Genomic DNA, 12,663 nt, shown 5'->3' on the forward strand with positions numbered 1-12,663 from the left:
TATGCGTACGAACTTAAGCGGCGAACCCAACAAACCTGAACAACGATTCCTTACGGCGGCATGACCCGCGTCAAGTTCCCCGGTCGAAGCTGGCGCTTCCTCTCAGCCTTGCGGCTCCCGTCCGTTACAAACGTCAGCTTAGAAGCCAGCAATGACAATAATCAAAATAAGGCTCCCTCTGATGAGGGAGCTGTCAGCGAAGCTGACTGAGGGAGAGAAGTTGCAGCGAAGCCGCCAAATATAGGCATCGGCCTACGGCCGATTCAATGTTTTCGGCAACTTCGTTGCGGTCTCTCCCTCAGTCTCGCTACGCGAGCCAGCTCCCTCATCAGAGGGAGCCAGATGACGCACTAGAACGTGCCAGGAGCCTTGTAGGCGGAACCGTCCGAGGTGGAGGTCGGGAACAACTTGAGCTCTTCGACCTGTGCCTTGGCGTCGGCGATCTGCTCGCGTACGCGACCGTAGGCGGTACCGCCCTTGCCGTTGCGGGAGTCCACGGAACCGTGAGAAGACAGCACTTCGCGCACGCCCGGAGCCTTCTCAGCAGGCAGGAATGCAGCGAAGGTGTCGATGAAGTCCTGATCGGTCAAATCCCAGAGTTCCTGACCACGGCCTTCCGCAATCTTGACGCATGCGCCGGAAAGCTCGTGAGCATGGCGGAACGGCACACCGTTCTTAACCAGCCATTCAGCGATGTCGGTGGCCAGAGCGAAGCCGGTAGGAGCCTCTTCTTCCAGACGTTCGGCATCGAAGTGCATGGTCTTGACCATGCCGGTGAAGGCAGGCAGCAGCACTTCGAGCGTATCCACCTGGTCGAAGACGGCTTCCTTGTCTTCCTGAAGATCGCGGGCGTATGCGGTAGGCAGACCCTTCAGCGTGGCCAGGAGGCCAGTCAAATCGCCAATCAGACGGCCGGACTTGCCACGAGCGAGCTCGGCGATATCCGGGTTCTTCTTCTGCGGCATGATGGAGGAACCAGTGGAGTAGCCGTCATCCAGCTTGACGAAGGCGAATTCCTGCGTGTTCCAAATGATGATTTCCTCGGACAGGCGGGAGATATCAACGCCGGTCATGGCGGCAACGAATGCGAATTCGGCCACGAGATCGCGGGCGGCAGTACCGTCGATGGAGTTGTCGGTCACACGGGAGAAGCCGAGTTCGCGAGCCACGGCTTCCGGATCAAGACCGAGCGTGTTGCCGGCCAATGCGCCGGAACCATACGGGGAAGCGTTGATGCGCTTGTCCCAATCAATGAGACGCTGCACGTCGCGAATCAGCGGCCAGGCGTGAGCCATCAGCTGATGAGCCAGCAGTACCGGCTGGGCGTGCTGCATGTGCGTGCGGCCCGGCATCACAGTGCGACCAGCCTTCTCGGACTGTTCGATCAGCGCATTGACCAAGTCAAGCAGCAGTCCTGCGATCACGCGAGAGTGACGGCGCAGCCACATGCGAATCAGGCAGGCAATCTGGTCGTTGCGGGAACGGCCAGCACGAAGCTTGCCACCGAGCTCGTCGCCAGCAATGTCGATGAGGCCGCGCTCCAGAGCGGTCGCCTCGTCTTCGTCATCCTCGATTGGAGCGAAGGAGCCATCATCCACATGACGCTGCAAGGTATCAAGCGCGTCTTCCATGCGCTGCAATTCGTCAGCGGTCAGGAGACCGGCGCGACCCAATGCGCGGGCGTGGGCGCGAGAACCGGCGATATCGTCATCGGCCAGTCGCCAGTCGAACTGGGTGGACTTGGACAGACGAGCCAGCTCTGGAGACGGTCCGGAGGTAAAACGTCCACCCCACAGGGCCAGATGTTCGTTGTTTTCAGCCATTCGTTACTCCTTGGTATTGCGAGGAATGCATGCTTTGCCGAAGATTTGGACTGTCTGCCAGACTATCAGCGTTGGGCTACATCACCACGAGCATCATCCGAATCGATGTCATAACCGCCTCTCAGGATGAACTCCTTCAAGAGTTTTGAAACACGCATGTTCACATGGAACCGACCCAGTGGCTTATGCTCACGCTTTTCGAAGTATGCTTGGGCTCGCGCTGCGTCAACGGAAGCCTTCAGCTCATCGAATCTTCCGAACTCGTTGATATTCGCTTCGTTCAAAAACTTGGCTGTGAGTTCCTCCAGCAACGATCGATTAACACCGACAGCATCGACAAGCTTGTCAATCTGCTCGTCTTTCTCCCGACGGGCATAACGGGTAATGTAATCGCGTAGTGACATGCCTTCTTCAACGGTGACATCGCCACGTTCCACGTCATGCAAAAAGAGTTCGGCAAGACGTTGTTCATCCACCGAGAGCGCGGCGAACGAACGGTGCAATTCTTCAGACGCCGCCTGTAATTCTGGGCTATGCTCTTGCAGAGCTTTCAACCATTTCACAAAGTTGGCGTTCATGTAATCGGTGTCAATAAGACCGGTGTCAATCTCCGTAAGATATCCCTCAAGGTCATATGGAGCTTCGGTATTGTCAGCGCCGCCTGACTCGTTGGAATCTCCGTCGTCAAACAGCTCCTTATAACGCTGCGCAAGAATAAGATACGAGCGTTCATCGATCTCTGGCTGCACCGTGGTAATTACACCATCGTCATCCACGCACTCGAACTCCGGATGATCCCAGGTGAAGCCTTGCACTTTGGCAGCTTCCAGAGCCTTGTTCAACTCCACGAATTCCTTGGCAAATTTGCGCTTTGCCTCCACGGATTCCGGCAGTTGCGCAAGATCGGCCATGCCAGAAGAGGCAAAAACCTCTCGTATTTCCGCAAATCGTTCATCCATGGATTTGACGTTCTCCGGCAGCTTTTGCACGAACAAATCAAGCGGCCTATCCCCCGAATACAATTTGACGGCGGCCTTGATGTTCTCTCGCATGGTATGCGGCTTGCGATAGTAACGAATAGTACCGAATGGCTTGTCTGGCCCGAACAGTCGGTTCGTGCGACTAAACGCCTGGATGATGCTTTCATATTCGATAACCTTATCGAGATACAGCGTGTTCACCCATTTGGAATCGAATCCGGTCAACATCTGATCGACCACGATGAGCAGATCAAGTCGCTGGTCGCGGTTTGCGTCAATGCTTCCATAAGGCACCTTGTGCGAGAGCCTCGAAGAAATGTCTTTCTTCATCGCCGGCCAATCCACGATGCCGAAATGTTTGCCGTAGGCTTCGTTGTAGTCCGTCATAATCTCGGCAAGCGCGTCGCCTTTCAGCGTGGCACCAGCATTGTTATCAATGTTCGGATCAAACAACGCTGTTACCCGAAGCTCAGGAGCTTTGACTTTAAACAGTCGGTAATAGCTAATGGCTTCCGGAATGGAGCTGGTGGCGAGCATTGCATGGAATTTCTTGCCATGGCTGAGCACTGGGAACTGTTCGAGAATGTCCTTGACCACCATATCTTCATGATCGGAACCGATGCCATACTGATCACGCCCCAGGAATCCTTCGATACCGGTACCGCGTTTACCGTCATCCTCGACTGCCGTGGCCATAGGTATTTGGGCCTTGTCCATGTAATGCTCGTATACCTTGGTTTTAGCAGGGTCGGCGAGCGCTTCTTCCACGTTCGCGGCTTTGGCTTGCTGCAATGCCACAGCGAGCCGCACATCAGAATCTTTATATGTGGTAACCATATACGGGTCGAATCCGAGCACGTTATGATCGCGGATACCATCGGCGATGCTGTAGCGGTGCAGGCAACCACCAAACACCATGGAGGTAGTGGAACTCTTTTTCTTGTTCTCGCTCAGAATCGGAGTACCGGTGAACCCGAAGAACAGAGCATTCGGGAATGTGCTGCGAATATCCTGCAGCATGTCTCCGAACGTGGAACGATGGCATTCATCCACAATGAACACGATTCGCTTGGCGGCGAAACGCTCCAATTCCGCTTCGGTAACGCCGTACTCACCGAGCTTAATGTTGCTCATCTTCTGAATGGACGTGACAATCAGCGTATCTTTGGGATCCGTGCTAGCGAGCTTGTTACGCAATACGCCAGTGTTTTCGGTGCCTTGTACATCCTCTTCGCTGTCCGCAAAGGATTGGTATTCCTTGAGTGACTGTGTACCGAGTTCGATACGATCCATGAGGAACACGACTTTGTCGGCATCCTTGGAATCGGCGATAAGCTGGGCCGACTTGAAACTGGTCATGGTTTTGCCGGAGCCGGTAGTGTGCCATACGTAGCCGCCTGGCCTACCGGCGATGGATGGACGGACTTCCCAATCGCATTTGCGCACGGCATCGGAGATGGCGGAAGCCGCATAATACTGGTAACTGCGCAAGACCTTGAGGCATCCGTCCGCCGAGTCGGCGACAGTGTAGAAGCCGATCAGCTGATGTGCCATTGGTATGGAAAGCAGCTTGGCGCAGAATGTCTTCCACTCGTCATTGCCGGGATGATTGCCACCGCAGATAGGTTCATTGTTCCAGTCAGCCCAGTGGAAGTAGTAGGTTGGGTTGAAGTTGTCGACGCCGGGATTGGCGAAGTACACGGCATCATCCGGGTTCATGGCCACGAAAACCTGCACGAGTCGGAACAGTCTAGTAAATACGCCTTCGTGCGCATATTTCTCGATTTGATTGGCAGCTTGGCTGACTGGTATGCCACTCTTTTTCAGTTCGATATGAATAAGCGGCATGCCGTTGATGAGCAAGACAAGATCGCCTCGACGGGCGTGAACCATACTGCTCTTCGCCGCATACACCGGCTGCTGAGCGATTTGGTAGGTACTTTTTCCGCCTGCAATTTCTTGACGGTCGTAAATGAAAAGACTGACTTCCTTGCCGAAATGCGCTTTGTCTTCCTTGTTGTCTCTCGTGATGGAAACGGTTCGACCGTTCACAAACGAATTCAACGCCAGTGGAGTACGAAGCGTCTCAATCTGCTCGATAATCTGTGCCATCTCACCGTCGGTGAGCGGGTATTGGCCCAACCGATCTACACCACAATTGTTGCGATACAGAATGCTCTTCCAGTTTTCAAGTAGGTCCCTCTCATCTGGATACTTGAGCACGCCATCTTTCCAGCCATGCTGTTTGAGCACGGTGATGACATTCTCTTCAAAAACTGATTCATCGTCGAATATCATTGATGGTCTCCTGTTTCAATGGTCACTGATTGTTCTGAACAGATGTCCGAGTGCCAATCATTAAACGAACATCTGTTCAAGCAGCGATTTCTTGATATTTTGCAGTAATTCCAACTTACGCTGATGAAGGGTGATGAGGGAGTCAAGACGGGAAAAGAAGGCGCCGATGGCCCGTTGTTCCTGGGCTGCGCATACCGATACTACTGATTCATTGATGGCCTGCTTCGATAAACTAGGAAGGCCTGTCGACTCATCCTTACTTTTCCAATCAATATTAAGGAAAAGGCAAAGGGCAAAATTCAGATCAACAAATTGCCGAGGAACCGCATAAAACAACGTATCTACAGTCCAGAATGGAGCTTCTAGCTTATATGGATGGTCAATAGTTCCTTTTCTACCAATGCCAATTGCATCTTCATCATAAGAAAGCGCTTGATTGACACTGGTCATATAGCCGCCAGTACCGTAAACAGGAACATCGCCCTCAGCAAGATGCTTGTAGTCTTTGCCACCGCAAACAGTAACTATTTCACCCAACTTACGCTGTTCCCAAGGGTCAGTAAAACCAGCAAAACGAATCTTCGGAACTGACTCACCCTCTTGAGGGAACATCTGTTCGAGCATCGACTTCTTCAATACAATAAGCTTGTCATGCTTACGCTGATGAAGGGTGATGAGGGAGTCAAGACGGGAGAAGAACCGGCCAACGGACTGTTGTTCGGTCAAATTCGTTGGCGTACGAACATCAATCGTTGCCAAAGATCTTTGGCTAACCCCTTTAGCAGTTCCACCACTAGACAGGGACTCTAGAACCCTGGTGATAGATGGAGCACGCAAAATTGATATTAGGAAATCCTCGGTAATCAGGTCTGATTGAACGATAAAGGCAATTGCCCTCTGGCTCAAAATATAACCGTGATTATCAGGGATTTGAGCAACATTTCCCATTGGGGCTTCTGTGGTAAACACTACTTGTCCCTTGTGTAGCTCATTGCCTGCCATCCACTTGTCATATAGCTTTTGGCTGCCATAATGGGCATCCTGAGACAGATCTATATAGCCATCCTTAATGTTGAGCGCAGAAAGAGCGGGATAGCCCTCTTCACTCCAATCCATTCCTAGTTTTTTAGGAGTACGTCCACGGAAATCAACTATTCGCTGAATGCAGTCCAGCAACTTACGCTGTTCCCAAGGGTCAGTAAAACCAGCAAAACGAATCGAAGGTTTGTTCGAATGTTCGGCCATCTCATTTACCTTCTTTCTTTATGCTTTCACGCACTTCCCAATGTCCGGTTTTACGAGAGCCGACGCGCTTCAGTAGCCCCAAGTCAACTAACCCATCCACATCCCTACGCACAGTAGCGGATGAAACATCTACGTCTCGGGCGAGTTCATCATACGTAATGTCTGGGTTCGAGCTAATTGCATCAAGCACTTTTCGCTGACGATCAGTTATCTGCTCATTTATTTGCTCACCGATATCTTTTATCTGCTCATTTTGAGCAGATAAATCGGCTTTATTATCAGATTTCATATCTTTTATCTGCTCATTGCGATTGGATGCATCCGTATTCGGCTCCAATAGCAGCGTCAGCGTTGTACGTTCAGCCTCGCCAAATTGCTCATCAATCCGAGGTTCAGGTAAGCCAGCATTCTTCCAAACGGCGAATACATCGGGAACACCGGTGCCGGCGCGTTCACCGATATCGATCAGCCCGAACATCTTCATAATCAAACCATTACGTGGATCGGAGACGCCACCAAAACGCATCTGTTCAATACCCGTGCGAATATCACCGGGATTCTCAAACACCAACCTGTCGAGTTTGCGACGAATCACCACGCCGCGCACGCCGTAGTAATCAGCATTGAACAGGCAATTTGCTAAAGCTTCACGCACCGCCTTATGCATAGGCGTATCATCCACGCGGAAAATGCCATCCAATTTGAACGGTGTTTTCAACGATTCGGCAAGTTTCAGATTGACACGGAAGAAGAAGTCGAACAGGTTACCCGACCACATGCCGTCGCCGGAATGTACCCGGTCAGTCCAACGAATCGAGGGATCCAGCGTTTCCTGATAGTCCAGGAAGTACTGCGGGCATTCACGCGTAATGTCATAATCATTGCCGAACATCAGCAGTCCAGCGAGCGTGGGATGAAGTCTGCCATCCTCTCGACTGATTGCGGCCGCACCAATGGCACGCAAAAAACGCTCGTCGTCAAGGTCAATCCACGAGCTCCCCTGACGCATCAATCGGAAACGATTTCGATACGAACGCAAGGTCTCCGTATTCAAATCGGCAACGCTGAATTCCTCCAACACCTTGCCATCCATCGTGTCGGAAGACTGGTCACGCAGCATAGCGGAAATCTCATGTTTTGTGCATCGATAGTCGCCTTCACCACGACGCCGATATACCCCACCGAGTAGATCATTATTGATGTAAACCGGGCGTTCCTCTCGCGAGGCTCTCGGAACATGAATAGCGAGAATATATCCGCCCGCAGTTTCAACCGTTTCGACTTCAGATTCGATCGGCAGCACAACGCTGACCTTGGACCGGTCATTCACTGTGTTCCAGAAATCCTTGCGTAAACGCTCAACATTGTCTCGGGTCAACCCCGCTGGCTCAAGTGTGCCATCTTTATGCTCGGCAATTCCCAGCGCAATCACACCGCCGTATGTGTTGGCAAAAGCGGAATAGGTCTCCCAGAGACTGTGTGGCAGACCTCCGCGTGCCGCTTTTGCCTCCAACTGACTGTTTTCGCGGTATTCAGAAAGCTTGGAGATGTCGAACTCGGCCATCTCATTCACCTCCGAGTAGACTCTTCAGCTCAGCAATGCCGGCCATATCGAACTCGTCGCCAACCAGTTGGCCGAGCATGGAACTCAACTCACTCTCAGCGGTCTTGATCTGACCACACACATCGGCGTAAGTGGTTGCATACTTCTCGTCCAGTGCTGTGACCTTGGCAATCAGCTCATCCAAGACGGCAGCCGGCAATGCTTCGAGTTTGCTCTGCAGCCCATCAACCCATTTGCTGCTCAGCAAATCAGATACCTGCCCGCTGTCCAGTCCTTCAATGGCACTCTTGGTCTTGTCTTCAAGAGCAACATTCAGTTTCTTGATGTTGCCCTTGACCTGCTTTTCCTCATCAAGCAAGCGTTGAGCCGCCACCAATGTGCGGTCAAAGTCGGTTTCCGGATACTCGCCGATGGCCTTCACCGTCTTCTTCAACACAGCAGGTACGAATGCGTCACCGTCTTCATTCAGAGCATCCGAGCTTTTATCGTCTTCATCGATATTTTCCAACAGGTCGCTAAGTTCTTGGCCAATCTCAGCCAAGCGATGCTCCTGGGCGGTGATTTGAGCCAAGTCTGCGCTCAGCAACCTGTCCTGCACCAATGAGAACGGCAGAACATGGCCCTTCCAGCCTTCCTGTACTTCCACATCCTTGCCGCTCTTCTTCTTGAGCACCATGTTGGCGTCGACTTTGCGGACAGCGTCCATTCCCTCGCTTTGAATCATCTCCAAATCAGAGGAAATGGTCTCCCAGCTATCAATGAAAACCTGATATGCAGCATAAGAATCCACCAGCGGCACATCATGCAAGCGGCTGAACAAATCATCCGCCAAGACTTCTTGCTCGCCGGCGATATCCACCTGCATGCAGTTGCCGATCAGCTCACGATTCAGGAAGTCTCGATAATCGGCAAATTGCTGTTTATACCGTTCGGCGTATGCCTTGACCTCGGCATTGTTGTATACGATGTCTTTCACAGAGCCGGCATTAACGCGAGCGCTATGGCCATCCTTCATGTCAAAGAGCTGAGATTTCAAGCTCGGGAACACACTCCAGAAGTTGTGCAGTGCGTTAATCTCCTGCACCGGCACACCACCGAACATTGTGGCATAAATATCCCAGTTTTCAGCTGGCTCTGACGAGTCTACATAACGCGGAATGTTGAGATTGTAGTCATTCGCTCGTATCTCATCAAGGCTTACGAGACGGCTGAATTTGTCAACCGTTTGTGAACCGGTCACTGCATCCACGATACGACGGATATCGCAGGCGCGTAGCTTGTTGTTCTTGCCATCCTTTTCGAAGCCCTTCGATGCATCCACGATGAGCACATGGTCGTCGTTGCGATGTTTGCGCAGCACCATCACGATGGTGGGGATACCGGTGCCGAAGAAGATATTCGCCGGCAAGCCGATAATGGCCTGGATGTGGTGATGTTCGATAAGGTTCTTGCGGATTACGCCTTCTTCGCCACCTCGGAACAGCACGCCGTGCGGCAAGACGATGCACATCATGCCATCATCACGCAGATGGTAGAGGTCGTGCAGCAGGAATGCGTAATCGGCTTTGGACTTAGGGGCAATGCCGTATTCAAAACGCACATCCTCACCCGGTGCCGGCGGTTCCCAATTCTGGGAATACGGTGGGTTGGAAACAACCGCATCCACAAACAGCGGCTCGTAGGTTTCGTCTTTGTTCTCATCGGTGTCGAACCACGGCCAATCGCTTTTCAGCGTATCGCCATTGCGGGCCACGATATTGTCTGGCAGAATGCCTCGCATCACGAGATTCATACGCGTGAGGTTGTACGTGTTTTCCTTGAGTTCCTGCGCGTAATACCTGATGTCGTTCGGATTGCCATTGCGACGAGCCACCGCCTTACCGATGTGAATAAGCAGTGAGCCGGAGCCGGAAGTCGGGTCATAGATTTTAATTTCTCCGCGTCCCTGCAAATGCCATGCGATGATTTCACTCATCAGCTCGGAGACTTCGCTCGGGGTATAGAATTCACCGGCCTTCTTGCCAGCATTGGACGCGAATTTATCAATCAGATATTCGTAGATGAAGCCGAGAGTGTCATACCCCTCACGGCTATCCATCGGAATGTCTTTGATGAGGTAGATCAAGTCTCGTGCTGCTTTGGAGCGGCTACGCTCATCAGTGCCCAGCTTGGAAAGACCGGTTTGCAGTGTATCGAAAATGCCTGCGAATACACGTTTGCGAGCAGGATCGATATTGCGTTCGAATGCGGAGAGCGCATCACGCACATTCGAAATTTCAAAGCTGGAGCCTTTATCAATCCATGTGGAGAACAGGTTCTCATAAGAGATGAAGTAGCCGCATTCGCCGCGCACGTAATCGACTATTTCGGCATTATCCTCGACAAGCGACACCAACTCGCCTTCTTCCATGCCAGCGGCTTTCATACGCGCAATTTCAGTCTCAGAAAGGAACTTGTAGAAGATGAAACCAAGAATGTAATCCTTGTATTCATTGGCTTCAATCTTGGAACGCATCTTGTTGGCGGATTCCCAAATCTTCGCGGCCAACTGCTGCTTATTCATTCACATGCTCCTTATGCTGCATAGACGAAATCCAACCATAACGCGCCACTGCGCACATCTGCGTAATTATACGTCTGCTTGGGAACAGCGTAAGTTGGGCAAGCTGGTTGTTATTGAGCGTGGCGGTTCTCCTCGTCCTATCGATGACTACATAACTGATGAACTTAATGGACTTAATTGGATCAAGATTGGTGATGCGCCATCGCTTGGTCGGTATATCACACATACGGCAGAAAAAATTAGACCGGAAGGTTTAAGCAAAACAAGGCAGGTATATCCAGGAGACCTTGTCTTGTCTAATTCAATGAGTTTTGGCAGGCCATACATAATGGCTATAGAAGGCTGTATTCATGATGGTTGGCTACTGATGCGAGATACGGAAGCAAGGTTTGATCCCAAGTATCTTTGTCATATGCTGGGCACTCCACAGATGTTGGACCAATATCGCATGCTTGCCTCTGGTAGCACTGTCAACAATCTGAATAAGGAATTAGTAGGTAATGCACTAGTTTTTATTCCAAGTAAGAGTGAGCAGATTGCGATTGCCAATTTGTTGGAATGCCTCGACTCCCTCATCACCCTTCATCAGCGTAAGCAATTTGGTTTTTATTTATACGAGCGTGGATAGAGCTCGCATAACGATGTCAACATCCTTGTTTTCAAGTTCACGAATCACATGGAGATACGTGTCCTGAGTGGTGTTCATGCTTGCGTGTCCAAGCCTCTTGGAGACGCTGGCTATTGAAACGCCGGCGAATAACAGCAATGAAGCGTGGGTATGCCTCAGCCCATGAATGGAAATCACGGGTACACCGACTCTCGCGCAGTGTCTGGCCAACGCTCCATTTGCGGTTGAGTTGTAGACTTTGCCGTTTACAAAAATTGGCTCGCTTTCTGGCAAATCTTTCAGCAATGCAGATAGCTGCATGATGAGCTGCCAGTCGAGCTGTACCTTACGTACCGATGAAGCATTTTTGGTCGGGACAAATCCTCCACCGTTCTTGTAGTCCCATGTTTTGTCTACGGAAAGCGTCTGGTGAACGAAGTCAAAATCATTAGGCGTCAGACCGAGCGCTTCGGAAAAACGAAGACCCGTCTTAGCAACAAGCAGAATCAGCCAATCCCAACTTGGCGATGTTCCCAAACTGAGATCAGCAAGCATTGCATGCAGTTCAAATTGATTGAGATACTTCGTCTTCTTTTGCTTTGGCTGCTTACCCTTGATAACCACCTTGCGTGTGGGGTCACGCTGAATGAGACCTTCGTCGACAGCGTCAAGGATCGCCCCCTTGAGCTGATGATGGAAGTCCATAGTGGTCTGGCGTTCGTGATGCTCTGCATAACCATTGATGAGTTGTTGATAATTCACTCGACTAAACTCGGCAAGTCTTAGATTCGGAGCAAGCTTCCGAAGCCATGCTTGCGTGAGCTTGTACTTTTTCATAGTGACTTCTCGGATTGCGCCTTCTTTATAGACGGCAACCCACTGCTCGTAGTAGTCGCAGAAAAGGCTGTTTTTATCAGTGACGGTCATATGCGTTTTCTTTCCTTCATTGGAACTGTGCTTACGCTGATGCTGGATGTATAAAACAGGCAATCAGACAGAGAAGACGCTTACGCTGATGAAGGGTGATGAGGGAGTCAAGACGGGAGAAGAGCGAGCTAATGGCTTGTTGCTCAGACAAAGATGGCACCATTAGGTTCGCATCACTTATTGCGGTTTTTGACAATGCAACAACCTTTATACCTTGCATCATGGGAATAAGTTGATCATGAAAAGCAGAAGCATTAAGGTAGTGTCCCAAGAAGCCCGACGCATACCTATTAATCGGTCTACAAGGAATCGTATGTAAACCTGCAAAAACCTCGTTATCGCCTATATTTCGTAGCTCTGTACACTTACCTGTCGTAAGGTCTTCAGCAGTATCAGCGATAACAACGTCACCATCTTGCAGATTGTCACATGTCAGCTTTTCAGTGGCGGCAGCATCTGCAATTCTCGGTAAATCGGAGTCTATAAAATTAAGAATCGCTCCATACTTAATCAGGACATCGCCATAGTGCACATCAAAAGCAGAGCCTTCCTCATTACTGAGTTCTGCGCGAGATAGCGTGTTGTTCTTCAGAAAAACAAACTCATCCGAGAACTTACGCTGTTCCCAAGCAGACGGGAATGCAGTAGTTTTTGAA

8 protein-coding genes are annotated in these 12,663 nt (G+C 50.9%); 1 reads left to right on the top strand and 7 read right to left on the bottom strand.

All coding sequences use genetic code 11. From position 1 onward, the window contains the following. Nucleotides 1-350: 350 nt before the first annotated feature. The 5 genes from argH to AC1AY0_RS01365 all read right to left on the bottom strand — a co-directional run bounded on the left by argH (nt 351) and on the right by AC1AY0_RS01365 (nt 10,473). Nucleotides 351-1,823, bottom strand: coding sequence for an argininosuccinate lyase (gene argH, locus AC1AY0_RS01345; protein ID WP_476523439.1), 1,473 nt, complete (start codon nt 1,821-1,823; stop codon nt 351-353). 65 nt (nt 1,824-1,888) lie between these two features. Next, nucleotides 1,889-5,101, bottom strand: a complete 3,213-nt coding sequence (locus tag AC1AY0_RS01350) for a type I restriction endonuclease subunit R (RefSeq protein WP_476523438.1) — start codon at nt 5,099-5,101, stop codon at nt 1,889-1,891. A gap of 60 nt (nt 5,102-5,161) precedes the next feature. Next, nucleotides 5,162-6,346, bottom strand: a complete 1,185-nt coding sequence (locus AC1AY0_RS01355) for a restriction endonuclease subunit S (protein ID WP_476525592.1) — start codon at nt 6,344-6,346, stop codon at nt 5,162-5,164. A gap of 1 nt (nt 6,347) precedes the next feature. Beyond that, nucleotides 6,348-7,910 (bottom strand): RNA-binding domain-containing protein, encoded by a 1,563-nt coding sequence (locus AC1AY0_RS01360; protein WP_476523436.1) that lies wholly within the window; start codon nt 7,908-7,910, stop codon nt 6,348-6,350. Nucleotide 7,911: 1 nt separating this feature from the next. Beyond that, nucleotides 7,912-10,473, bottom strand: a complete 2,562-nt coding sequence (locus AC1AY0_RS01365) for a type I restriction-modification system subunit M (protein WP_476523434.1) — start codon at nt 10,471-10,473, stop codon at nt 7,912-7,914. A 94-nt stretch (nt 10,474-10,567) separates the two neighbouring features. On the opposite strand from AC1AY0_RS01365, the gene AC1AY0_RS01370 reads away from it, so the two are divergent. Continuing rightward, nucleotides 10,568-11,101, top strand: a complete 534-nt coding sequence (locus tag AC1AY0_RS01370; RefSeq protein WP_476525593.1) for a restriction endonuclease subunit S — start codon at nt 10,568-10,570, stop codon at nt 11,099-11,101. On the opposite strand, the gene AC1AY0_RS01375 is transcribed toward AC1AY0_RS01370, so the two are convergent. After that, on the bottom strand, nt 11,084-12,007 hold the full coding sequence (locus AC1AY0_RS01375; protein ID WP_476523432.1) for a site-specific integrase: 924 nt from the start codon (nt 12,005-12,007) through the stop codon (nt 11,084-11,086). The genes AC1AY0_RS01370 and AC1AY0_RS01375 overlap by 18 nt on opposite strands. A gap of 31 nt (nt 12,008-12,038) precedes the next feature. Continuing rightward, complete coding sequence (locus AC1AY0_RS01380; RefSeq protein WP_476525594.1) at nt 12,039-12,539, bottom strand: restriction endonuclease subunit S; 501 nt, start codon at nt 12,537-12,539, stop codon at nt 12,039-12,041. Nucleotides 12,540-12,663 lie beyond the last annotated feature (124 nt).

This window comes from Bifidobacterium sp. LH_416 (assembly GCF_056357055.1).